The organism is Cereibacter changlensis JA139 (assembly GCF_003034985.1).
In the GTDB taxonomy this organism is placed as follows: Bacteria; Pseudomonadota; Alphaproteobacteria; order Rhodobacterales; family Rhodobacteraceae; genus Cereibacter; species Cereibacter changlensis.
On the sequence record NZ_PZKG01000044.1, the window covers coordinates 1 to 23,543 of the forward strand.

A 23,543-nucleotide genomic window follows, 5' to 3' on the forward strand; every position below is an offset into this window, starting at 1 on the left:
GCAGCCCGAGGCGAGCATTCGAAGCCTGCACGCCTTGCCAGGGTCGTCTCCGGCGCGCCGCTCGCCGCCACCCAGAGCGCCGCGTTCAGCGCCATGCCGTTCAGCAGCCGCGCCGCCGCCTCGATGTCCACCGGCCGGATCGCGGCCTGCGCCGCCAGCTCGCGCAGCGTCGCCATCGTCGCCTCGAGACAGCGGCTCTGGCTCGGCCATTGCGACGGGTCGCCCAGCACCGCCGGTCCGTCCAGGAGCACGATGCGCTGCACGTCCGGCTGCAAGGCCATCTCGACATAGGCCTCGCCCTCGGCCAGGAGCCCGCGCCAGCCGCCTCCCGCCTGCTGACCCGCCTCGCGGGCGCGGGCGGCCATGCCGGAGTCGATCCGGTCGACCACCGCCGCCAACAACCCGCGCTTGTCGCCGAAATTGTGGTAGAGCGCCCCGCGCGTCAGCCCGGCCTCGGCGGTCAGCTCGTCCATCGACGCCGCCGCATACCCCTTCGCGGCGAAAGCCCGGTGCCCGGCGGCGATCAGCTTCGCCCGGGTCTCCTCCATCATCGCGGCCCGCGTCCTCTGCGCCATCTCCTACCCTCTTCCTCTCCGCAAGGTTGACATACGTATGCTAGTTACTCACATACGCAACGTATCCCGAAGCCTCCGCCCTGCCCAGAGAAAGCGACCCACATGCCCTCCAGTCTCCAGCCGATCTTTCCCGCCGACCGTCACGCACTCTACGAGCGGCACGCCTATTCCGCCGCGGTCCGCTCCGGCGACCTGGTCTTCGTCTCCGGCCAGGTCGGCAGCCGCCCAGACGGTTCGCCCGAGCCCGATTTCCGCAAGCAGGTGCAACTGGCCTTCGACAACCTGAAGGCCGTCCTCGCCGCCGCCGGCTGCACCACCCGGGACATCATCGACGTGACCAGCTTCCACACCGATCCGGAGCGGCAGTTCGAAACGATCATGGAAGCGAAGGCCGCCGCCTTTCCCGAAGCCCCCTACCCCGCCTGGACCGCCGTCGGTGTGACCTGGCTCGCCGGTTTCGACTTCGAGATCAAGGTCATCGCTCGCCTGCCTGACGCGGGCTGAGCCGGCGCTCGGCGACGCAGGCGGCCTTCAGGCCGCCGGCTGACCCGCGGCTGCGACCAGCCGCCGGGAATGGCGCTGCGCGATCAGCGCGCAGACGAGGAGCTGGGTCATGTGGTAGAGCATCAGCGGCAGGACCGTCGCTCCCAGCGTGGCCGCTGGCACCAGGGCGGTCGCGATCGGCAGGCCGCTGGCGAGGCTCTTGGTTGAGCCGCAGAACAGCAGGACGGCCCGGTCTTCCCCGGGAAGGCCGGCGGCCCGGCCGCAGAGCGTCACGATCTTCATCGACAGGGCCAGCAGCAAGGCGACCACGCCGAAGAGCAGCACGAGGCTGAGAACCGGGATCGCGGACCACAACCCCGAGACGGTGCCGGCGCTGAAGGCCGAGTAGACGATCATCAGGATGGCCCCCCTGTCCACGGTCAGCGTCATCCTCCGGTGGCGCCGGACGAAACCGCCGATCCAAGGGCGGGCGGCCTGGCCGACGGCGAAGGGCAGCAGGATCTGCGCGGCGATCTTCATCACCGCCGCCCCGCTGATCGCGCCGCCACCCTGATGCAGCAGCAGCGCGACCAGAGCGGGCGTCAGCACGACCCCGATCAGGTTGGAGACCGAGGCGGCGCAGATCGCCGCCGGAACGTTGCCGCCCGCCATGCCGGTGAAGGCGATGGAGGACTGGACCGTCGAAGGCAGCACCGCGAGGAAGACCAGCCCGAAGGTGAGGTCGGGGCCAAGGCCCCTGCCGAACAGGAAGGCGAGACCGAGCCCCAGAAGCGGGAACAGCACATAGGTCGCACCGAAGGTCAGCCCCTGCACCCGCCAGTTCAGCAGGCCCGACCGCACCGCCGAGGCGTCGAGCTTCGCGCCATAGAGGAAGAACAGCAGGGCCACCGCCCAGACCGTCACCTGCTTCAGCCCGGCGGCGGCGACGCCCTGCACCGGCAGGATCAGGCCGGCCGCGACCAAGGCAATCAGCAGCAGCATGTAGGCGTCGACGCCAAGTCGTCTGAGAAAGGCCATGTCGTCCGGTATCCTGTAGGTGGTCTGGATCAGTATCCCAGCGCCATGCCGTCCTTGCGGCTGTCGGATCCGCCCTCCAGCAGCCCTTCCGACATCCGGATCGCCTGGCTGCCGCCGATCGGCGAGCCCACGACCTTGATCTCGTGACCCCTTGCCGCAAGCGCGGCGCGGGTCGCCTCCGGCATGGTCGGCTCGACCTCCAGCACCCCGCCGAAAGCGAAGCTGCGCGGCGCGTCCATCGCCGCCTGCACGCCCATGCCGAGATCGATGATGTTGGACAGAAGCGCGGCGTGGCCCGCGGCCTGATAGTGCCCGCCCATGACGCCGAAGGGCATCTCGACCTTGCCGTCCTGCGTCAGCATCCCCGGGATGATGGTGTGCATCGGCCGCTTGCCGGGGGCGATGGCGTTGGGATGGCCCGGGATCAGCCGGAAGGAGGCGCCGCGGCTGTGGAACAGAACGCCGGTCGCCGGGTCGAGCCGGGTGGAGCCGAAGCCGTGGAAGATCGAGTTGATCAGCGAGATGGCGTTGCCCGCCTCGTCGACGACGCAGAGATAGACGGTGTCCTTGTGCTCCGGCTCGTCCCAGAGCGCCGGCGGCAGGGCGGAATTCATGTCGATCCGCGACCGCAGGGTGGCGACGACCTCGTCGGAGAGCAGGGTCTCGACCAGACCCGCGCAGGCGCCCGCGTCGGCGAGCAGCGCGTCGCGGTGGTGATAGGCGAGCTTGGTCGCCTCGGCATGCAGATGCACGCGGTCGACCTCAGACAGGGCGGCGATGTCGAAGCCCTCCATGATCCGCAGGATCAGCAGGGCAGCCAGCCCCTGCCCGTTCGGCGGGCATTCATGGACATCGTAGCCGCGATAGGAGGCCCGGATCGGCGTCACCCAATGGGCGGCCCCGGCGCCCTCGGCGAAATCCTCGACGGTGTGCAGACCGCCCAGCGATTGCAGATGCGCCGCCATCTTCGCCGCCGTCTCGCCCTCGTAGAAGCCCGAGGCACCCTCTGCCGCGATCTCGCGCAGACGGTCGGCGAGCAGCGGTTGCGCATGGCGCTCGCCGGGCAGCGGCGCGCGGCCGTCGGGCAGGAACAGCGCCGCCGCATGGGTGTCGCCGGCGATGTGGTCGCGATGCGCGGCCCAGTCCTGCGCCACCCGCGGCGTGACCGGATAGCCGTCCTCGGCATAGCCGATGGCCCGGGCGAAGATCTGGTCCAGCGGCAGCGTGCCATGGTCGCGGTGCAGCAGGCACCAGCCCGAGACCGCGCCCGGGATGGTGATGGCATGCGGGCTTGTCCCCGGTATCTCCGTCGTCAGCCCCGCGGCGTTCAGCGCCTCGATCGTGGCCCCGGCCGGAGCCCGGCCGGAGCCGTTCAGGGCAATCACCTCCCCGCCGGCGGGCGCGTAGAGCGCGAAGCAGTCGCCGCCGATCCCCGTCATCAGCGGATCGACGACGCATTGCACCGCGACGGCGGCCAGAGCCGCATCGACCGCATTGCCGCCCTCGGAGAGGATGGCGAGGCCCGCCGCCGTGGACAGCGGGTGCGAGGTGGCGACCATCGCGCGCCCGGCGAGGGTGGACGGGCGGCGGGCGGAGAAGAAATCATGCATGGATGTCTCGCTTCTGAGGAGCGGTTGGGGATTCGGTGAGCGGATAGAAGCAGGCGGCGGCGCGATTGGCGGCGGGACCGCCGAAGCGCAGGAGGGCCGGGTCGCTCAGGTGGCAATCGGGCTGGACCCTGTCGCAGCGCCCCGAGAACCGGCACCCCGGCGGCAGGTCGAGCGGGCTGGGGATCTCGCCCGGCAGCGGCTCGGTGATCGGGGCGAAGAACTCCGGCGCGGCGCGGCGCAGGGCGCGGGCATAGGGATGCGCGGGCGCGTTCAGCACCGCGTTTGTCGGCCCGGTCTCGACGATCCGCCCGAGATACATGATCGCGATATCCTCGCAGAGGTAGCTCGCAACCCCCAGATCATGTGTGATGAACACCAGCGTCAGCGCCATCTCGCGCTGCAACCGGCGCAGCAGGTTCAGGAGTTGCGCCTGGGTCGAGACGTCGAGACCGGAAACGGCCTCGTCCGCCACCAGCACCGTCGGTTCGGAGGCCAGCGCCCGGGCGATCGCCACCCGCCGCACCTGACCGCCCGACAGCGCGGAAGGATAGCGGTCGGCGACCTCCGCGGGCAGCCCGACCCTTGCGAGCAACGCCTTGACCCGCGCCGGCAGATCGGTTTCCGGACAGATCGCGAAATGCCGCAGCGGCTCGGCGATGAGGGCGCCGATGGTCATGCGCGGGTTCAGCGAGCCGCGGGCGTCCTGATAGACCATCGCCACCTGTCGGGCGAATTCACGGCCTTCGGCGCGCACCTCGTCGATCGGGCGGCCCTGATACAGGGCGCGGCCTTCCGTCGGCCGCGTCAGCCCCAGCAGCACGCGCAGCAGCGTCGACTTGCCGGAGCCGCTCTCGCCGACGATCGCGACCGAGGCGCCCTTGCGGATCTTCAGCCGGACGCCGTCCAGCGCCGGCAGCCCGACCTTGGCGGTCGAGAAGACGCTGCCGGGCCTGCGCACCATGTAGACCTTCTCGACCTCGATCAGCTCGAACAGCGGCTGCGGGTCATGGCCTTCCGCCGGTCGGGTCATGCGGCTTCCTCCGGGTTCCAGCAGGCCAAGCTGCGCCCGGCGACTTCTTCAAGCCGTGGTTTATCCGTCCTGCAGCGCGGCAGCGCCCGCGGACAGCGCGAGGCGAAGCGGCAGCCGGCGGGCAGATCGTCGTAGCCCGGCACGCTGCCCGGCGGCGGATCAAGTTCGGAGGTGCCGATCTCGATCACGCAGGATTTCAGCAGCCGGGTATAAGGGTGGCGCGGGTCGCGGAGCACCGTCTCCGAGGGCCCGGCCTCCATCACCTGCCCGGCATAGAGCACCACGATCCGGTCGCACGACTGGCTGGCCAAGGCGAGGTCGTGCAGCACGAAGATGCAGCTCGCGCCCTTCTGCTTCGTCTGGTCGAGGATCAGCCGCACGATCTGCGCCTGGATGGTCACATCCAGCGCCGAGGTCGGCTCGTCCGCGAACAGAAGATCCGGGTCGCAGGCTAGGGCGATGGCGACCATCACCCGCTGCTGCATCCCGCCGGACAGCTGGTGCGGATAGGCCGACATCCGGGCGGCGGCGTCGTTCAGGCCGACGCTTTCCAGCAGGGCGATCGCCCTCGCCCGGGCTTCGGCGCGGCCCAGCGACAGCTGCCGGCGCAGCACCGTGGTCAGCTGGCTGCCCACGGTGTAGCAAGGGTTCAGCGCCGCCCCGGCGTCCTGAAAGATCATCGCCAGCCGCCGGCCCCGAAGCCTGTTCCACGCCTTCTCCGGCAGCGACAGCAGATCGGGCGCCTCGTCGAAGGCGGCGGTCCCCTCGACCCGCGCCTGCCCGGCCAGAAGGCCCATCAGCGCCGCGGCGATGGTCGACTTGCCGGCGCCGCTTTCGCCAACCAGCGCCAGCGTCTCGCCGCGCCCAAGGCTGAAGCTCACATCATCGAGGATGCGCCGCGCTCCGCGATGCACCGTAAGCCCCTCGACGCTCAACAGCACGTCCGTCATTGGCCGCCCCTCATCTTGGGATCGAATTCCTCGCGAATGCCATCGCCGACGATGGCCAGCGCGATCAGCAGGAGCGCCAGCGCCATGCCCGGCATGCCCGACATCCAGGGAGCGAAGCTGACGAAGCCGCGCCCCTCGGCGATCATCAGCCCCCAGTCCGGCGTCGGCGGCGTGACGCCGATGCCGAGGAAGGAGAGCGACGACGACACGAGGATCGCCTCCGACACCCGCACGGTGATCTGCACGGCCAACGGGAAGGCGATGTTGGGCAGGATGTGGCGCCGGATCACGGTGAGGCGGGAGATGCTCATCAGCCCTGCGGCCTCGACGAAGAGCTGCGACGAGACCTGCAGCACATCGGCCCGCACGGTGCGCGAGAACGGCCCGATCATCGAGATGCCGACGGCGATCACCACCTTGTCCACCCCCTGCCCCAGGATCGCGATCACCGCGATGGCGAGGATCAGCGAGGGCAGGGCGAGGATCGAGTCGATCAGACGCATCAGCACCCATTCGACCTTGCCGGTGGTCAGTCCCGCCGCCGTGCCGAGCACCAGCCCGCCGGTCGCGCCGATGAGGATGGCGAAGAAGGCGATGACGAGCGCGTAGCGCGCGCCATAGATGATCCGCGACAGGATATCCTGCCCGTAGCTGTCCGTGCCCAGCACATGCTCGCCGCCGGGCGGCACCATCATCGCCTCGATCGACTGCAGCGTCGGGTTGTAGGGCGCGATCAGCGGGGCGAAGGCGGCGCAGAGCACGAAGCCCAAGGCGACGATCAGCGCGAGGGTGAAGAACGGGCGACGCAGGAACAGGCTGCGGCGCGTCCGTGGCCTCCGGGTCGGGACCACGGCGGGAGGTGCGGCATCCATCATCGGGCTCTCAATCGGGGATCAAGGAAGGGGTAGGAGAGGTCGACCGCCAGGTTCACCAGGATGAACAGGGTCGCGGTCAGCATGACCCCCGCCTGCACCAGGACGTACTCCCGGCCCAGCACGGCGCCGGTCAGCATCTGGCCCAGACCGGGCAGCGAGAAGACGGTCTCGGTCAACACGGCGCCCTGCAGGATCGCGCCCAGCTGCAGGCCGATGACCGTCACCAGCGGCATCAGGATGTTGCGGAAGCCGTGCACCCAGATGACCCGGCGCCGCGGCTCACCGCGGGCGATTGCCGCAGTGATGTAGGGCTGGGCCAGCACCTCCACCATGGCGGCGCGGGTCACGCGGACGATCATGCCGATGAAGAAGGTCGAGAGCGTCGCCGCCGGCAGGACGAGATGCAGCATGCCGGACCAGAAATCCTCCCAAGGCGGCACGAAGCCCATGACGGGAAAGAACCCGACCTTCACCGCGAAGAACCAGATCAGCACGATGCCGAGGAAGAACGAGGGAAAGGCCGTGCCGGTCAGCGCGAGCGCCGCGATACCTACATCCCAGCCGCTGTCCTTGCGGACGGCGGAGATGACGCCGAGCGGCACGCCGACGGCGATGGCGAGCAGGATGGCGCAGGCCGTCAGGGTCAGGGTGACCGGCAGCGCCTCCTGCACCACGAAGCTGAAGATGTCGGTCTTGGCGACATAGGAATTGCCCCAGTCGCCGGTGACGAAATCCCCCAGCCAGCGCAGGTATTGCACGGCGACCGGCCGGTCCAGGCCCAGCTGGGCCCGCAGCTCGTCATAGCTTTCCTGCGAGTATTCCGTGCCCAGCATGATGACCACCGGGTCGCCGGGCGCCAGCTTCAGCAGACTGAAGCTGGCGATCGAGACGATGATCAGCACCACAAGGGTTTGGAATACTTTAGCGGCGGCCCGGGCAAGCATTACGCGAGGCTGACCGTGTCGAGGTTCAGCAGGTCGCAGGGCACGTAGTTGAAGCCCTGCACCTTGTTGCTGAAGATCTTGTAGAGCGGGAAGTGGGCCAGCATCGCCACCGGCGCCTCGGCGATCATCAGGTCCTCGGCCTGGTTGTAGAGCTTCGAACGCTCGGCGACGTCGAGCACGACCTGCGCTTCGGTGCAGAGCCGGTCGAACTCGGGGTTGCTCCAGCCCCAGTAGTTCCACGACCCGCCGGTCTTGAACTCGGGGAACAGGGTCTCGTCGGGATCGAGGTCGGCGGTCCAGAAGAAGTCGAGCATCTCGAAGTCCCTGTCCTGCAGCCGCTGGGTCCAGGCCGCGTTCTCCAGGAGCTCCAGCTTCACCTTGATGCCGATCTGGGCCAGCATCGGGGCCACGATCTGCGCCACACGGGTTCCGGCCGGCGGGTTCTCGGTCATGATGTAGGTGACCTCGATCTCGTCCTGGTTTGCCGCCAGGGCGCGGAACTCCTTGGCCTTCTCCAGATCGAAGGAATGCCCGCGGCCGCTCTCGGCAATGGCGGGATCATAGAAGCCGGTCATCGGCGGCGAGATCGGGGTATAGGCCTGCTTGGCCAGCCCGAAATAGGCCTGCCGCAGCACGGCGTCGCGGTCGATGGCATAGGCCACGGCGCGGCGCAGGTTCACGTCGTCGAACGGCGCCTTCTGGGTGTTCATGCCGACATAGGTGTAGTTGCCCTCCACCCCGCCGAAGATCTGCAGGTTCGGCATCTTGCGGACCTGCTCGGTCAGTTGCATCGGGCAGTCGTTCATCCCGTCGATCTGGCCCGAGATCAGCGCCGCCAGCGCCGTCGAGGGCTCGTCGATCAGCATCATCGACACCCGCTCCAGCTTCGGCAGGCCGGCTTGGAAATACTCGGTGTTGGCCACCAGCTCGATGCTATCGTTCTGCTGCCAGGACACAAATTTGAACGGCCCGGTGCCGACGGGATTGCGGCCGAAGTCGTCGCCGAACTTCTTCACCGCGGTCGGGCTCACGATCGTGCCGGCGCGACCGATCGACCCGGTCAGGGCCACCGGCAGGAAGGCGTAAGGCTCGGAGAAATGCAGTTTGAAGGTCAGGGGGTCGATGATCTCGACCTCTTCCAGCTTCGCGAGCTTCCACGCATGCGGTGAGGCCGGTGTGCCGGACTTCACCCGCATCAGGTTGAACTTGATCGCTTCGGCGTCGCAGTCGGTGCCGTCGTGGAACTTCACGTTCGGATGCAGCGTGAAGGCGTGGGTCTTCTCGTCCTCCAGCTCCCAAGTGGCCGCCAGATCGGGTTCGAAGCTGACCTTCTCGCCGTCATAGACCACCTTGAGCAGGCCGTTGCAGATGTTGCTGATGATCTGCACGGATCCGAGGCGGAAGGTGAAATGCGGGTCGAGCGTGTCGATGGGTGTGATCGCCCCGATCCGCATGTGCCCGCTCTGCGCTACCTGGGCGAAGCCGGGGAGCGCCCCGCCCGTCGTCGCCGCAAACAGGCCGGCCCCCATGCCTTTCAGAACCGAGCGGCGTCCAAGTCTGGCTGCCACGTGCTTTGACAGAATTGCCTTGTGATCTTGCATCGTCTTCCCCTGCTTAGATGGGCTGCATTCGCGGATGACGGGCCGCAACACCCGCCGTGAAAGGCACGAGACCCCTGTTTTGTAAGGCGATGACGGGCGTCAGGGTCTGCTCCGTGCTGGATTCAAGGAGCGCCGATCTGTATACATATCGCAAGTGCGCCAAGCTGACCTGTATACAAGTCGCCGCAATCGATGCACATTTAGACGGTAGGGGATGCAAATGTTGAAACGAACGGCAGACCAGATATACGAGACCCTGCTGAAGCGGATCGTGGACGGAAATCTGCGCCCCGGCGATTCCCTGGGAGAGCAGGCCACCGCCGAGGAATTCGGTCTGTCCCGCACCCCGATTCGCGAGGCCCTGCAGCGGCTGTCCAACGCCGGGCTGGCGGAACGCGGCTCACGTCGGGCCTTTGTCGTGCGGCGGATGGACCAGTCGGAACTGCAGGATCTGTTCGAGGCGCTGGGGGAGCTGGAAGCCTTGGTCGCGCGTCTCGCCGCCCTGCGCATGACCGAGATCGAGCGCCATGCGCTGCGCGATGTCGTGGCCGAAGGGGAAGCGCCGGGTGTGGATTACGAGGCGGTGAACGCACGCTTCCACGAGATCCTGCGGCGCGGCGCACGTAACGCGATGCTCTCGAGCCTGCTGGACGATCTGCACCGCCGCACGATGCCTTGGCGCGGCGCCCAGTTCCGCGCCCGCGCCGATCGCGTCACCTCCTCACAGGCCGAGCATCGCGCCCTGCTGGAGGCGGTGCTGGCGAAGGACGGCGACCTGGCACATCTGCGGATGCGCGAGCACATGGCCGCGTCGATGCGCGTCGTCTCCGAACTCATCGGGATCTGAGAGCAGCCGGCTTGCTGACGACGGCAGACTTACCGGCGCCAGCGCCGCTGAAACCCGTTTCAGAGGGCTGCCGATACCTCCCCCGCTGTCATACCCCCGTCACGCGCATCCCCTATAGCGCAGTCGTTCGGATGACTCGGGAAATGCTTGGGATGAGACAGGAAAACTGGCAAAGGATCCGCGATCAGCTGTCGGCGGAGATCACCGGCGGGCAGTTGCCGCCGGGGGCGCAACTGCCGACGGAAACGCAGCTGGCGCAGTCCTTCCGCGCCGGGCGGCATTCGGTGCGCCGCGCGGTGGCCGCCCTCGCCGTCGAAGGCAAGCTCCGGGTCGAGCAGGGCCGCGGCACCTTCGTGCAGGCCGCGCCGCTGATCAACTACCACATCGGCCGCCGCACCCGCTTCCGCCAGAACCTGCTGGAGCAGGGCGTCGCTCCCGCCGGCGACCATATTGCGCGCGACATCCTGCCCGCCCCCGCCCATGTCGCCGCCGCCCTGCGGCTGGCCGAGGCCGCGCCGGTGCACCGGGTGCTGCGCCGCGGCCTCGCCGATGGCGTGCCGATCAACCTCGGCTTCTCCTGGCATTGCGCCGAGCGCTTCCCCGATCTCGCTGCTCGCCGCGCCGCCGGCCACTCGGTGACCGAGATCTACCGCGACTACGGCATCGCCGACTACTGCCGCAAGACCACCACCGTCTTCGCCCGCCGCCCCGATGCGCAGGAGGCGGCGCTGCTGATGCAGCATCCCGACCAGCCGGTGATCGTGCTGCAGAAGACCGATGTCGACGCCGCGGGCCATCCCATCGGCTATTCCGAGGCGGTCTGGGCCGGAGACCGGGTGCAGTTCACCTTCGACAGCCTGGAGGGCGGCGAGCCCGCGCAGGAAGCGCCCGATGTTTGACGAGACCGGCGCCGCCTCCCATCCTTCAGCCACGAGGCGCTGCCAGGCGTCCTGGCCCGCGCCGACGCCGCGCGGCTGAAGGCCTTCGCCGAGACGCTGCTGCCGGGGCTCGGCGCATCAGGCTATTGACGGGCGCGTGCCCGGCGCAAACGGCATGACAACTATTGGAAGGACGGCTCGGAACTCCCCGCCCAAGGTCTGCGCGCCTATCGGCGTGAAACACCGATCGCCATCTCAAAAGGCCACCAAGCGTCACGCATCGACAACCTCATGCTTTGGGCGTTGCAAAGGGCTTCAAGCTGAAGGTCCAACGCTGTTCACGCCGCCTACACCACAACGTCGCCACCCGGAACGAGATCATGATGCTCGGCCAGATCATCCGGGAGGTGCATGTCTTCCGGCAGATCATGATCGTCAGCGCGGCAGCCAACAACCCCGAGGCCGAACGCCTGATGGACAAGGCCGTGTCGGTCATCATGGAGCAGCGCGGCACCCTGCTGGCGTGGCGGGCGCGCGAGGGCATCGACGTGCCGGAATATGACCATGGCAAGGAGGCTGATCTCCACGAGCGGCTGATCCACAACTTCGGAGGCGACAAGCCGGCGGCGTCCGCGGCGAAGGAAATCGACGCTCCGACCATCAGCCGAGAGCAGGAAAGGGAGCGGTGAAGCCCATGACCCCGTTTGCGCCGGATTCAACAAAAACAGCAGGTTACAGCCGTGCCATAAAATGGCACGGCCGTGCCATTTTATGGCACGCTGTTTGTAACCCACAGAAAACAAAGGCGTTTCTGCCCGGTAGAGCCGTGGGCTCCCTAAGTGCCGAAAAAAGTATTGTTTACAATGCCTTGCGAGGCGTTGGCAGCTTGCTGCGTCAAGTGTGTACGAATTCGGCCGGAGGCCGAGGATCACACCCTCCGGCAGGAACACGGGATTGGCTCGCCGACGCAAGCGGTTAGCCCTGATCTCGGCAGGTCAGGACAGGCTGTGCAGCAGTGCTTTCCACCTTGTCCTGAGCGCTTTCCGGGGACTGCGAGGATCCTGTCCTGACGGAAAGCGGGAGTGACTGCGATGTCCAGACCGCAACCTGCTGCCCCTGCAACACGACGCCCTTCTCGAATGGCTCACCCCGCTCCGAGGGACGCCGTGGGCGACTTCTTCCTCCGGGACGACGGGCTTCCCGGCCTCGGCCTGCGCCACCGCCTCGACAACAAGCGCTGGTCCTGCTGAAGGCGGAAACCAACCCTACGGCATTTCATCCTGCACAAGGCCGTCATCACTCCTGCCCCGCGGGCTCTGGACAGCGGGGCGCGGGGAACCCATCCTCCGCCCGGTCGATCGGAGGGGAGAACCGGCATGTCGAGCGCGCGCGAATTGGGGCTGATCTTCGGAGGGATGCCGGCTGGACAGTGGAACGCGATCACCGATGTCGCCGGGGTTTCCGTTGGGCACCGGACGCTGTCGGGGGATGGGCTCGCCACCGGGGTGACCGCGATCTTGCCGCAGGAGGGCGACCCGTTCCGCTGGAAGCCGCGCGCGGCGGTGGAGGTGATCAACGGCTTCGGCAAGTCGGCCGGGCTGATCCAGGTCGCCGAGCTCGGCACGCTGGAGACGCCAATCCTGCTGACCAACACCTTCGGCGTCGCCGCCTGTTCCGAGGCGCTGATCCGCCGCGCCATCGCCGCCAACCCCGGCATCGGGCGCGAGACCTCGACCGTCAACCCGCTGGTCTGCGAATGCAACGACGGCGCGATCAGCGACATCCAGGCGCTGGCGGTCACTCCTGCCGACGCCTGCGGCGCGCTGGAGGCCGCCCGGGGCGGGGCGATGAAGCAGGGCTGCGTCGGGGCCGGCACCGGGATGACCGCCTTCGGCTTCAAGGCCGGGATCGGCAGCGCCTCGCGGGTGATGGAGATCAACGGGGAGCGCTACACGCTGGGGGCGCTGGTGCTGGCGAATTTCGGCGCGGCCGGCGATCTGGTGCTGCCGGATGGTCGGCGACCCGACCCGCGCAGCCCGGCAGTGCCGGAGCGCGGCTCGGTGATCGTGGTGCTGGCGACCGACCTGCCGCTCGGCGACCGCCAACTGCAGCGGGTGGTGCGGCGCGCGGGGGCCGGGCTGGCCCGGCTGGGGGCCTTCTGGGGCCATGGCTCGGGCGACATCGCTCTGGCCTTCACCACCGCCGACCCGGTGGCGCATGAGCCGGAGACCGCCTTCGCGCCGCAACGCCGGCTGGCGGACAGGTTCATCGACCTGCCGTTCCGCGCCGCCGCCGAGGCGACGCAGGAGGCGGTGCTGAACAGCCTCTGCCAAGCCGTCGCCACCCCGGGGCGCGGGGGGCGGCATTTCCCCGCCCTCTCCGACTGGCTTCAGGCCAACAGCGGCTGAACCGGCTCCGGCTTGCCGCTGGACTGCACCGCCGCTCGCCACAGCGCCTCGACCGCGCGGCCGCGCCGCTCGACGTTGCGGTAGAGCCGAACGTCGAGATCCAGTTCCCACCCCGGGTCGTTGGAGGCTGCGACCAGCCGGCCGGCGGCGATCTCGTCGCGCGCCAGGCTGCTCGGCAGCCAGCAGAGCCCTGCGCCGGTCACCGCCAGGTTCATCAGCCCGGCGCTGATCGAGTTCTCGTGCAGGGTGCGGTGTCGGAATGGCGGCCGCCGGGCGAAGAGCCGCCCCAGCGCCACGCCGAAGAACGAGCTGTAGCCATAGCTCAGCACCGGCAGCGTCAGCTTCTCGCGCAGAGCCCGGTCCAAGAGCCCCTGCCCGCGGTGCGGCTGGCCCATGATCCGCACCTCGGGCGCGGCCAATGGCATCAGCCGGTCCTGGCCGATGGTCAGCCCCTGGAAGCGGGTCGTGTCGAGATGGAACGGCACCTCGGGATGGGCGTAGGTCAGGAAGAAATCAGCCTCGTTGCTGATCAGCGCCTCCAGATTGGCCTCGATCCCGCCACGGTCGGCGATGAGCGAGGTGGCGAAGCCGGCGGGATCGGCCTCCAGCCGCTGCAGCCAGCAGGGGAAGAAGGTGACGGTCAGCGTGTGGAGCGCGGCGAAGCGCACCAGCCCGGACTCTCCGGCCGGGCGCAGCGACTCGCGCAGGGCGTAGAAGGTGCGGATGGTGTCCTGCGCCACCGGCAGCAACGCGCGGCCCGCCGGGGTCAGTTCGGCCGGCATGGTGGCGCGGCTGATCAGGGTGGCGCCGAGCCAGGCCTCGAGCTGCTTGATGCGGCGGCTGAAGGCGGATTGCGTCACATGCCTGGCCTCCGCCGCCCGCGAGAAGCTGGCGGTCTCGGCCAGGGTGACGAAGTCCTCGAGCCACTTCACTTCCATCCAGAGGCCTCCCCGCCCTTAGCTTCGCCTCACAATAGAATGAATTCCTTCGCCTATGCAATTTCCGCATGATCTCTTGCCAAAAGCGAATTGGCCAACGCCGTCCCCGCTCCGCCACGGTATGCCCGAGGCGGGACGGCCGCAGCGGGGAGGCGCCGCTGCCGTGACGACCCTCCCTCTCCGGCGGATCCCCGCCCTGACCGAACCCGAGGAGCTGCTCTTGGCCTGTCCCGTCACCGCCGATCTCATCCTGGTCAACGGAAACATCTGGCGCGGCCGCGCCGAGGAGCGCTGTCAGGCGCTGGCGATCTGGCAGGGCAAGGTGCTGGCCACCGGCTCGGATGACGAGATGCTGGCGCTGAAGGGCGAGGCGACCGAGGTCATCGACCTCGAAGGGCGCTTCGCCTCGCCGGGGCTGATCGACAACCACCTGCACCTGATATCTACCGGGATGGTGATGGGCTGGGTCGACATCACGCCGGAAGCCGCGCCGACCCTGGCCGCCCTGCTGGACCGGCTGCGCGAGGGGGCCGCCGGCATCCCGAAGGGCGGCTGGGTCCGGGCGCGTGGCTATGATCAGGTGAAGCTGGACACCGGCCGCCACCCGACGCGCGAGGAGCTGGACAGCGCCGTGCCCGACCATCCGGTGCTGGTGACCCGGGCCTGTGGCCATGTCTCGATCGCCAATTCCATGGCGCTGCAGCTGGCCGGGATGACCGACGGGACCAACGACCCCGAGGGCGGGGTGATCGGCCGCACCGAAGGCCGGCTGAACGGCTTTCTGGCAGAGAATGCGCAGGGTCTCGTCTCCGCGGTCATTCCAACCCCCTCGGTGGATGAGCTGATCGGCGGGATCGAGCGCGGCGGCCGGCATCTGCTGTCCTTCGGCATCACCAGCTGCATGGATGCGGCGGTGGGCATGGTCGCGGGCTTCGCCGAGATCCGCGCCTACGAGCTGGCCAAGCTCGGCGGTCGCCTGCCGGTGCGGACCTGGCTGACGCTGCTGGGCGACCCCGGCACCTCGATCGTCGAGGACTGCTGGCGGGCCGGGATGGTGACCGGCGCGGGCGACGACATGCTGCGGGTCGGCGGGGTCAAGATCTTCCTCGACGGCTCCGCCGGCGGCTGCACCGCCTGGATGACCGAGGCCTACAAGGACCAGCCGGAGAATTTCGGCGTGCGGATGCTGCCCGACACCCAGGTCGAGGAGATGGTGCGGGACTTCCACGACCGCGGCTACCAGATGGCCTGCCACGCCATCGGTGACGGGGCGATCGAGCAGATCATCACCGCCTACGAGAAGGCGCTGGCCGCCACGCCCGATCCCGACCGCCGGCACCGGGTCGAGCATTGCGGCTATTCCACCCCGGCGCAGGAGGCGCGGATGCGCGAGGCGGGCATCCTGCCCGCGCCGCAAATGGCCTTCATCCATGATTTCGGCGACAGCTACGTCAGCGTGCTGGGGGCCGAGCGGGCGAACCGCTCCTATCCGATCGGCACCTGGGCGCGGATGGGGCTGCGCCCTTCCACCGGGTCGGATTCGCCGGTCTGCTCGCCCAACCCCTTCCCGAACCTGCATGCGATGGTCACGCGGCAAACCGGCCGAGGCACGGTGATGGATGCTTCCGAGGCGCTAGAGCGCGACGAGGCGCTTCAGGCCTTCACCGAATACGGGGCCTATTCGCAGAAGGCCGAGGCGGTGAAGGGCCGGCTGATCCCCGGACAATGGGCCGACATAGCCGTCTTCAGCGAGGACCTGGTGGAGACCGCCCCGGAGCGGCTGCTAAACGGGATACGCTGCCTGCTGACGCTGCTGGCGGGGCGGATCGTCCACGACGCGCGCGGCTGACCCCAATCCAAAGACGCCGGACCACACGGAACCGGCGCGACGACCAACAAGGAGAAACCGATGCTGAAACGTCTTTCACTTGCCGCCGTGCTGAGCCTCGGGGCCTCGGGCCTCGCCATTGCGGAGGGGGAGCGCCAGGGCGGCACCCTCAACTTCACCGCACCCTACGGGTCGAGCTTCGCGACGCTGGACAGCCAGGCCAGCCCGAACACCCAAGAGGAGTTCATCACCCAGGCGATCCACCGCTCGCTCTACAGCTGGGATTCGCTGAAGAACGAGCCGGTGCTGGAGTTGGCGACCTCCGCCGACGTGTCGGAGGAGGGCACGGTCTACACCTATCACCTGCGCGAGAACGCGGTGTTCCACAACGACAAGCCGCTGACCGCCGATGACATCATCTACAGCTACCTGCGCATCGCCGCCCCGCAGAACGCCTTCCCCGGCGCCAGCTACATCGCCAACATCGCCGGCGCGGCCGAATACATCGCCGGCGATGCCGAGGGTATTTCGGGCCTGAAGAAGATCGACGACCACACGCTGGAGATCACATTCGTCGCGCCGATCAACCCCGGCTTCGCGCTGATGATGAATACCACCGCGATCTATCCCTCGAACGTCGACGAGGCCAGCTTCGTCACCGCCCCGGTCGGTCTGGGCGCGTTCAAGTTCGAGGAGCATGTGCCCGGCTCGCAGGTCGTGGTGACGAAGTTCGACAAGTACTACGAGGAGGGCAAACCCTATCTCGACCGGGTGAACCTGATCCTGATGGGCGAGGACGCCGCGCGCGACGTGGCCTTCCGCAACAAGGAGATCGACGTCTCGATCCTCGGCCCGACCCAGTACCAGGCCTATCAGGGCGAGGAGGGGCTGAAGGACAACATCCTTGAGGTGGCCGAGGTCTTCACCCGCAACATCGGCTTCAACCCGGCCTTCGAGCCCTTCAAGGACAAGCGCGTCCGCCAGGCGCTGAACCACGCGATCAACGCGCCGCTGATCATCGAGCGGCTGGTGAAGAACAAGGCCTATCCCGCCTCCGGCTGGCTGCCCGTGTCCTCGCCCGCCTTCGATCCGGACAAACCCGCCTACGACTTCGACCCAGAGAAAGCCAAGGCGCTGCTGGCCGAGGCCGGCTATGCCGACGGCTTCGAGTTCGAGGTGACCGCCAGCCCGAACGAGAGCTGGGGCGTGCCGATCGTCGAGGCGATCCTGCCGATGCTGCAGAAGGTGGGCGTCACCGTCCGGCCGCGGCCGGTGGAGAGCGCCGCCCTGGGCGACGCCATCACCTCCAACGACTTCCAGGCCTATATCTGGTCGAACCAATCCGGTCCCGACCCGCTGAACGCGCTGCGCTGCTTCTACTCCAAGACGCTACAGTCGGCCTGCAACTACGCCAGCTACGCCAGCCCGGAGTTCGACGCGCTCTACGAGCAGGCCCAGCAGGAGCGTGACCCGGCCAAGCAGATCGACCTGCTGCGCCAGGCCAACAACATCGTGCAGGACGACGCGCCGGTGTGGTTCTTCAACTACAACAAGGCGGTCATGGCCTATCAGCCCTGGGTGCACGGCCTGGTGCCGAACGCCACCGAGCTGGCGCTGCAGCCCTATGACGAGATCTGGATCGACGAGACCGCTCCCGACTCGCGCAACTGACGACCGACCCGGGGTGCGGGCGCGTCCGGGCCAAGCCTGGCGCGCCCGCACCCTCATCCCATGGCCAGAGGGCGCGGCGCGTCCCGCGGCCCGAACCGGAAAGGGTTCATGCTTCAGTTCACCCTCCGCCGCATCCTGCAGATCATTCCCACGGTCTTCGTGGTCGCGCTGCTGATCTTCGTGATCTTCAGCGTGGTGCCCGGCAGCTTCGCGGCCAGCCTCTTCGCCGACGGCAGGACCGCCGCCGATCCCGAGCTGATGGCACGGCTCAACCGCGAGCTCGGTCTCGACAAGCCGCTGCTCGAGCGTTTCGTCATCTACATCGTCGATCTCGCGCATCTCGATCTCGGCACCAGCTTCCGCACCCGCCAGCCGGTGATCGAGCTGATCAACAGCCGGATCTGGGCCTCGCTGGAGTTGGCGATGGCGGCCATGGCCTTCGCCATCCTGGTGGGGGTGCCGCTGGGCTTTCTCGCGGCGCTGCGTCCGGGCTCGATCCTCGACACGGTGACGATGATCGGCGCGGTCTCGGGCCTGTCGATCCCGCAGTTCTGGCTCGGGCTGCTGATGATGTATGTCTTCGCGCTGCAGCTGAACTGGCTCCCGAGTTTCGGCTATGGCGACGGATCCTGGCGCAACATCATCCTGCCGGCGGTCACGCTGGGGGTGACGCCGCTGGCCCTGCTGGCCCGCACCACCCGCGCCGGGGTGCTGGACGTGATGAGCGCCGATTTCGTCCGCACCGCCCATTCCAAGGGGATGAGCGAGGGCCAGGTGGTGCGCTGGCACGTCGCGCGCAACGCGCTGGTGCTGATCGTGACCACGGTCGGGCTGCAGTTCGGCTCGCTGATCGGCCAGGCCGTGGTGATCGAGAAGCTGTTCTCCTGGCCGGGCATCGGCTCGCTGCTGGTGGACAGCGTGGCGATCCGCGACATTCCCGTGGTCCAGGGCGCCATCCTCGTGATCGTGCTGTGGTTCCTCGTCATCAACACCGCCGTCGATCTGATCTATGCCGCGATCGACCCGCGCATCAAGCAGGGATAGGCCGCGATGCGCCTCCGCTTCAACCTGGCCCTCGGGGCCTTCCTGACCACGCTGGTCATCCTCGCCGGCCTGCTGGCCCCCTGGCTCGCGCCCTTCGACCCGGTGCTCGACGCCGACCTGATGAGCTCGGAACTGCCGCCGGACGGCACCTTCTGGTTCGGCACCGATGCGCAGGGCCGCGACGTCTACAGCCGCATCCTCTACGGCGCGCAGATCTCGCTGACCGTGGGGATCGTGTCGCAGGTCATCAACTCGGTCATCGGCGTGACCCTCGGCATGACCGCCGGCTACTGGGGCGGCTGGTGGGACGACCTGGTGAGCGGGCTGACCAACGTGATGCTGGCCATCCCCTCGCTGATCTTCGCCCTCGCCGTGATGGCGGTGCTCGGCCCCGGGCTGCCCTCGCTGCTGATCGCGCTTGGGCTGACCAACTGGAGCTGGACCTGCCGCATCGCCCGCAGCTCCACCCTGTCCTTGAAGTCGCAGGGCTATGTGCAGGCGGCGCAGACGCTGGGCTACAGCGACCTGCGCATCATGTTCACCCAGATCCTGCCAAACATGATGGGGCCGATCCTGGTGATGGCGACGCTGGGCATGGGCTCGGCCGTGCTGTCCGAGGCGGCGCTGTCCTTCCTCGGGCTCGGCATCCAGCCGCCCTTCCCCAGCTGGGGCTCGATGCTCACCGATGCGCAGCGGCTGCTGCAGCTGGCGCCCTGGGTCGCGGTCTTCCCCGGCCTCGCCATCTTCCTGTCGGTGCTCGGCTTCAACCTGCTGGGCGACGGGCTGCGCGACAGTCTCGACCCGCATATGAGGACCCGCAAGCCATGACCGAACCCCTGCTCGACGTCCGCGACCTGGTGCTGGACGTGCCGCATGGCCGCGGCAGCCTGCCGATCCTGAACCGCGTCTCGTTCCAGATCCATCCCGGCGAGGCCTACGGGCTGGTGGGTGAATCCGGGTCGGGCAAGTCGGTCACCTCGCTGGCCATCATGGGACTGCTGAAGAAGCCGCTGCGCGTCTCGGGCGGGCGGATCGGCTTTCAGGGCCGCGACCTGCTGACCCTGCCGAAGCGCGAGATGCGCAAGCTGCGCGGCGACCGCATCGCCATGATCTTCCAGGAGCCGATGACGGCGCTGAACCCGCTGGCCACCGTCGGCCGGCAGATCGCCGAGATGTTCATGCTGCACCAGGGCAAGAGTCGGGCCGAGGCTGCGCCGCTGGCGGTGGCGGCGCTGGAAAGCGTGAAGGTGCCCAATGCCGACCGCCGCGCCCGCAGCTATCCGCACGAGATGTCGGGCGGGCTGCGCCAGCGGGTGATGATCGCCATGGCGCTCGCCTGCAACCCGGACCTGTTGATCGCCGACGAGCCCACCACTGCGCTGGACGTGACGGTGCAGGCCGAGGTGCTGCGGCTGATCAAGGACCTCTGCGCCGAGCGCGGCACCGCGGTGCTGTTCATCAGCCATGACCTGGGCGTCATCGCCTCGGTCTGCCAGCGGGTCGGGGTGATGTATGCCGGCTGCCTCGTCGAGGAGAACGAGACCGCCGCGCTGTTCGAGACGCCGCGGCACGACTACACCCGCGGGCTGCTCGGCGCCCTGCCCCGGTTGGGCAGCCGGGCGGCGCAAGGGCGGCAGAGGCTGATCGACATCGACAGCATCATCGCCGACCGCTCGCGCCTGACCGAGACGCGCTTCATCACCCCGCGCCGGGAGGAGACGCCATGACCGCGCCGCTGCTGGAGGTCGACGACCTGCACGTCCGCTTCCCGGTCGCGGGAACCGGCCTGACCGGGCGCGGCAAGCGGCTGCTGCACGCGGTGAACGGCGTCAGCTTCTCGCTGGCCAAGGGCGAGTGCCTGTCGATCGTCGGCGAGTCCGGCTGCGGCAAGTCCACCGCCGCCCTGTCGATCATGGGGCTGCAGGAGCCGACGGAGGGCGAGATACGCTTCCGCGGCCGGCCGATGACCGGGCCGAGCGCGCCCACCCGGATGGAGCGCGCCAAGGCGGTGCAGATCGTGTTCCAGGATCCCTATGCCTCGCTCAACCCGCGCCAGACGGTGTGGAGATCGCTGGCCGACCCGTTGCGCCTGCACGGCATCACCGCGAAGTCCGAGAGCGCCGACCGCATCGCCGCGCTGATGCGCAGCGTCGGCCTGACGCCCGAGCAGGCCGGCCGCTTCCCGCACGAGTTCTCCGGCGGACAGCGCCAGCGCATCGGCATCGCCCGGGCGCTGATCCTCGAGCCGGAGATCGTGGTGCTGGACGAGCCGGTCTCGGCGCTGGACGTGTCGATCCGGGCGCAGATCATCAACCTGCTGCTGGACCTGCAGGACCAGTTCGGCCTGTCCTACCTGATGATCAGCCACGACCTGTCGGTGGTCGAGCACATGAGCGACCGGGTGATGGTGATGTATTTCGGCCAGCTGGTCGAGACCGGCAGCTGGCAGCAGATCTTCGCCTCTCCCGCGCATCCCTACACTCGCCGCCTGATCGCCGCGATCCCCGACCCCGCGCATTTCGGCCGGATCTCGGCCGAGCCCTTCATCGACGCGCCGAACATGTTCGCCCCGCCGGCGGCCTCCGACCTGACGGAGATCGCGCCGGGCCATTTCATCCGCCGCACTGCGCTGGAAGGGGCCGCGCGCGCCTGACGCCCGCGCTCCGGCGCTTCCTGCCAGTGCGGCCCGCGGTTGATCCGCATCTTCAGGACCGGCAAGCAGTCCCGGTCCGTTCCGGGCTGCTTCGTCATGACGCTCATCTACCACCCGCTGCTGTTGGCGATGAAGGTCGGCTTGAATCCGACGCCGTGATTTACGCCGCAGTCTTCCATTTCAGCGGGGTAAGATAAAGGACAGTGTCACCGACGCTGACCATCACTTCACCGTCCTGAATGTTGACCTGGAGCTTCATCGCCCGGCTGGACAGTTTCGCCAGTTCTTCCGTGTCCCTGGCAGAGAAATTGGTCACCTGAAGATTTTCAAATCGGGTGGCGCCGCCTTTTATCTTCTCCCACCAAATTTCGGCCGTCCTGCCGCCGTAGGGATAGACGACCACCTTGACCGCTTTGCTGCAGGATTGACGCATCACCTTTTCGCTGGGAAGCCCGAGAGCCACCCATACATCAAGCTCGCCGCCAAGGCTCTTTTGCCAGATGTCCGGCTCACCATCCGTCGAAATGCCCTTGGTCATTTCCAGGTATTCATGGGCATTCAGCGCGAAAGCAATGATGCGCAGCATCAGGCGTTCATCCGTCTCCGAGGGATGCTTGGCGACAGTCAGTTTATGGGTCTCATAATAATGGCGATCCATGTCGGAGACGGAAAGCTCAACTTTGTAGATGGTGGCATTCTGCGCCATGGCGGGTCCCGATCTTCGAAGATCGGGATCACCTACTGCGTCCGGCGCCGCTGCGAAAGCAGATAAGGCGTTGCCGACGATGCCGCCTTGGGCCCTCTCCGGAAACCCGCACCTGCGCTCGATCAAGGCGGGCGCGGCGAGAAGCGCTCAGTCTGAGGCATATGCATCCGTATCCGGACAGCCGACATGGCCTTTCTCTCCCGCCGCTCCCTCATCGCAACCGGCCTCTCCTTCGCCACCGCGGGCGGCGTCGGATACGCCCTCTGGCCGCGGATGGACGGGGTCCGCGAGGAGGTCGACCGGCAGCGGCGACTACTCTCCGCCGATCCCGGGCTTGAGGAACTGGTCCGGATGGCGACGCTGGCGCCGAACGGGCACAACACCCAGCCATGGCGGTTCCAACTGGGGGAGCGGACGGTTGCGATCCTGCCCGACGTCAGACGGCGAACGCCGGTTGTCGACCCGGACGACCACCATCTCTTCGTCAGTCTCGGCTGCGCGACGGAGAACCTCGTCATCGCCGCGGCGGCTCTCGGTCACGGCAGCGAGGTTGTGATCGGGGCGGGGGCCGAACCGCCGATCGAGATCGCGCTGACCCCGGCGCGACCCGGCCGGCAGGAGCTCTACGAGGCGATCCCGCTGCGCCAGTCCACCCGCTCGCTCTATGACGGGCAACCGGTCTCCACCGGGGATCTCGCGCTGCTGGAGGCCGCGGCGCGTGAAGACAGAGTCTCGGTCCGGCTGCTCACCGGACGGGCGGAGCGCGCCGCGCTGCTCGATTTCGTGGTCGCGGCCAACAGCGCGCAGATGGACGATCCGGCCTTCGTCGAGGAGCTGACCGGCTGGATCCGCTTCAGCCCCGCCAGCGCGCTTGAGACCGGCGATGGCCTGTTCGCGCCCTGCTCCGGCAGCCCCGCCCTGCCCGACTGGCTCGGACACCGGCTGTTTCCGCGCGTCTTCCGCAAGGCGGCGGAGAACGACAAGCATCGCGATCAGATCCGGTCCTCCGCCGGACTCGCCGTCTTCGTCGCGGAGCAAGCGGATCCCGCGCATTGGATCAGGGTCGGAAGGAGCTTCGAGCGCTTCGCGCTTCAGGCTGCCGTGCTCGGCATCCGCACCGCGCATGTCAATCAACCCGTCGAGGTCCCGGCCCTCCGGACGGAGTTCGCACGCTGGCTGGGGACGCCCGGCGCACGCCCCGATCTCGTCGTCCGCTTCGGCCGCGCCCCGGCAATGCCGATGTCGCTGCGGCGCCCCGTCAGCGCGGTTCTGGCGTGACGGGCTGTGTTGCGGGGGCGAGAGGGACGACCGGCCTTTGATCCGGGACGTGGCAGGCGGCTTGTCCCTCACAGGGAGGAACGCGACTGACAGACCGCATGTCCGGGCGGCGCCGTCTCCGGTCTGCCGCCTCTCCGCAGCCGGGGCGAGGTTTGGCGGCGGTTCTGACCGCTTTCCGTCCCTCAC

At 68.2% G+C, this 23,543-nt stretch carries 22 protein-coding genes; 12 read left to right on the plus strand and 10 right to left on the minus strand.

Annotation, left to right across the window (positions count from 1 at the left end; all coding sequences use genetic code 11):
• Window positions 1-575, minus strand: a 575-nt coding sequence (locus tag C5F48_RS11295) for a TetR/AcrR family transcriptional regulator (protein WP_107664018.1), incomplete at its 3' end; no start/stop codon positions are given.
• Between the two features lie 102 nt (window positions 576-677).
• On the opposite strand from C5F48_RS11295, the gene C5F48_RS11300 reads away from it, so the two are divergent.
• Window positions 678-1,079: a RidA family protein gene (locus C5F48_RS11300; protein WP_107664019.1), complete on the plus strand. Its 402-nt coding sequence runs from the start codon at window positions 678-680 to the stop codon at window positions 1,077-1,079.
• Window positions 1,080-1,106: 27 nt separating this feature from the next.
• On the opposite strand, the gene C5F48_RS11305 is transcribed toward C5F48_RS11300, so the two are convergent.
• The 7 genes from C5F48_RS11305 to C5F48_RS11335 are packed head-to-tail and all read right to left on the minus strand — an operon-like array spanning window position 1,107 to window position 8,959.
• On the minus strand, window positions 1,107-2,096 hold the full coding sequence (locus C5F48_RS11305; RefSeq protein WP_107664020.1) for a bile acid:sodium symporter family protein: 990 nt from the start codon (window positions 2,094-2,096) through the stop codon (window positions 1,107-1,109).
• Window positions 2,097-2,125: 29 nt separating this feature from the next.
• Window positions 2,126-3,706 carry a gamma-glutamyltransferase gene (gene ggt / locus C5F48_RS11310; RefSeq protein ID WP_107664021.1) on the minus strand — a complete coding sequence of 527 codons (1,581 nt, stop codon included), beginning with the start codon at window positions 3,704-3,706 and terminating at the stop codon, window positions 2,126-2,128.
• Complete coding sequence (locus tag C5F48_RS11315; RefSeq protein ID WP_107664022.1) at window positions 3,699-4,736, minus strand: ABC transporter ATP-binding protein; 1,038 nt, start codon at window positions 4,734-4,736, stop codon at window positions 3,699-3,701. The genes ggt and C5F48_RS11315 overlap by 8 nt, the downstream gene beginning before the upstream one ends.
• Window positions 4,733-5,686, minus strand: a complete 954-nt coding sequence (locus C5F48_RS11320) for an ABC transporter ATP-binding protein (RefSeq protein WP_107664023.1) — start codon at window positions 5,684-5,686, stop codon at window positions 4,733-4,735. The genes C5F48_RS11315 and C5F48_RS11320 overlap by 4 nt, the downstream gene beginning before the upstream one ends.
• Window positions 5,683-6,561 carry an ABC transporter permease gene (locus C5F48_RS11325; RefSeq protein ID WP_107664024.1) on the minus strand — a complete coding sequence of 293 codons (879 nt, stop codon included), beginning with the start codon at window positions 6,559-6,561 and terminating at the stop codon, window positions 5,683-5,685. Before C5F48_RS11325 ends, C5F48_RS11320 begins: the two co-directional genes overlap by 4 nt.
• On the minus strand, window positions 6,558-7,505 hold the full coding sequence (locus C5F48_RS11330) for an ABC transporter permease (RefSeq protein ID WP_107664025.1): 948 nt from the start codon (window positions 7,503-7,505) through the stop codon (window positions 6,558-6,560). Before C5F48_RS11330 ends, C5F48_RS11325 begins: the two co-directional genes overlap by 4 nt.
• Window positions 7,505-8,959 carry an ABC transporter substrate-binding protein gene (locus tag C5F48_RS11335; protein WP_245941324.1) on the minus strand — a complete coding sequence of 485 codons (1,455 nt, stop codon included), beginning with the start codon at window positions 8,957-8,959 and terminating at the stop codon, window positions 7,505-7,507. The genes C5F48_RS11330 and C5F48_RS11335 overlap by 1 nt, the downstream gene beginning before the upstream one ends.
• Before the next feature lie 367 nt (window positions 8,960-9,326).
• Here C5F48_RS11335 and C5F48_RS11340 point away from each other — a divergent pair, with 367 nt between their 5' ends.
• From C5F48_RS11340 to C5F48_RS11355, 4 genes are all read left to right on the plus strand, one after another.
• A complete protein-coding gene (locus tag C5F48_RS11340; protein WP_107664027.1) occupies window positions 9,327-9,953 on the plus strand; it encodes a GntR family transcriptional regulator in 627 nt (208 codons plus the stop codon).
• A gap of 152 nt (window positions 9,954-10,105) precedes the next feature.
• Window positions 10,106-10,852, plus strand: a complete 747-nt coding sequence (phnF, locus tag C5F48_RS11345; protein WP_107664028.1) for a phosphonate metabolism transcriptional regulator PhnF — start codon at window positions 10,106-10,108, stop codon at window positions 10,850-10,852.
• A gap of 359 nt (window positions 10,853-11,211) precedes the next feature.
• Window positions 11,212-11,520, plus strand: coding sequence for a TerB N-terminal domain-containing protein (locus C5F48_RS11350; RefSeq protein ID WP_107664029.1), 309 nt, complete (start codon window positions 11,212-11,214; stop codon window positions 11,518-11,520).
• A gap of 687 nt (window positions 11,521-12,207) precedes the next feature.
• The gene (locus C5F48_RS11355) at window positions 12,208-13,239 is read left to right on the plus strand and encodes a DmpA family aminopeptidase (protein WP_107664030.1); all 1,032 of its coding nucleotides are present in this window, start codon (window positions 12,208-12,210) and stop codon (window positions 13,237-13,239) included.
• On the opposite strand, the gene C5F48_RS11360 is transcribed toward C5F48_RS11355, so the two are convergent.
• Window positions 13,221-14,177 (minus strand): LysR family transcriptional regulator, encoded by a 957-nt coding sequence (locus C5F48_RS11360; RefSeq protein WP_107664031.1) that lies wholly within the window; start codon window positions 14,175-14,177, stop codon window positions 13,221-13,223. The two genes, C5F48_RS11355 and C5F48_RS11360, sit on opposite strands and share 19 nt — an antisense overlap.
• A 163-nt stretch (window positions 14,178-14,340) precedes the next feature.
• Between C5F48_RS11360 and C5F48_RS11365 the strand changes: the two genes are divergently transcribed.
• The 6 genes from C5F48_RS11365 to C5F48_RS11390 all read left to right on the plus strand — a co-directional run bounded on the left by C5F48_RS11365 (window position 14,341) and on the right by C5F48_RS11390 (window position 21,373).
• Window positions 14,341-16,026, plus strand: coding sequence for an amidohydrolase (locus C5F48_RS11365; protein ID WP_245941328.1), 1,686 nt, complete (start codon window positions 14,341-14,343; stop codon window positions 16,024-16,026).
• A 60-nt stretch (window positions 16,027-16,086) separates the two neighbouring features.
• Window positions 16,087-17,676, plus strand: coding sequence for an ABC transporter substrate-binding protein (locus tag C5F48_RS11370; protein ID WP_107664032.1), 1,590 nt, complete (start codon window positions 16,087-16,089; stop codon window positions 17,674-17,676).
• A 108-nt stretch (window positions 17,677-17,784) separates the two neighbouring features.
• Window positions 17,785-18,720 (plus strand): ABC transporter permease, encoded by a 936-nt coding sequence (locus C5F48_RS11375; RefSeq protein WP_107664033.1) that lies wholly within the window; start codon window positions 17,785-17,787, stop codon window positions 18,718-18,720.
• 6 nt (window positions 18,721-18,726) lie between these two features.
• On the plus strand, window positions 18,727-19,548 hold the full coding sequence (locus tag C5F48_RS11380; protein WP_107664034.1) for an ABC transporter permease: 822 nt from the start codon (window positions 18,727-18,729) through the stop codon (window positions 19,546-19,548).
• Complete coding sequence (locus tag C5F48_RS11385) at window positions 19,545-20,447, plus strand: ABC transporter ATP-binding protein (protein WP_107664035.1); 903 nt, start codon at window positions 19,545-19,547, stop codon at window positions 20,445-20,447. Before C5F48_RS11380 ends, C5F48_RS11385 begins: the two co-directional genes overlap by 4 nt.
• Window positions 20,444-21,373: an ABC transporter ATP-binding protein gene (locus C5F48_RS11390; protein ID WP_107664036.1), complete on the plus strand. Its 930-nt coding sequence runs from the start codon at window positions 20,444-20,446 to the stop codon at window positions 21,371-21,373. Before C5F48_RS11385 ends, C5F48_RS11390 begins: the two co-directional genes overlap by 4 nt.
• A gap of 160 nt (window positions 21,374-21,533) precedes the next feature.
• Here the strand turns inward: C5F48_RS11390 and C5F48_RS11395 are convergent, their stop codons facing one another.
• Window positions 21,534-22,079 (minus strand): YaeQ family protein, encoded by a 546-nt coding sequence (locus C5F48_RS11395; protein WP_107664037.1) that lies wholly within the window; start codon window positions 22,077-22,079, stop codon window positions 21,534-21,536.
• A gap of 186 nt (window positions 22,080-22,265) precedes the next feature.
• On the opposite strand from C5F48_RS11395, the gene C5F48_RS11400 reads away from it, so the two are divergent.
• Window positions 22,266-23,357, plus strand: coding sequence for an Acg family FMN-binding oxidoreductase (locus tag C5F48_RS11400; protein WP_107664038.1), 1,092 nt, complete (start codon window positions 22,266-22,268; stop codon window positions 23,355-23,357).
• Window positions 23,358-23,543 lie beyond the last annotated feature (186 nt).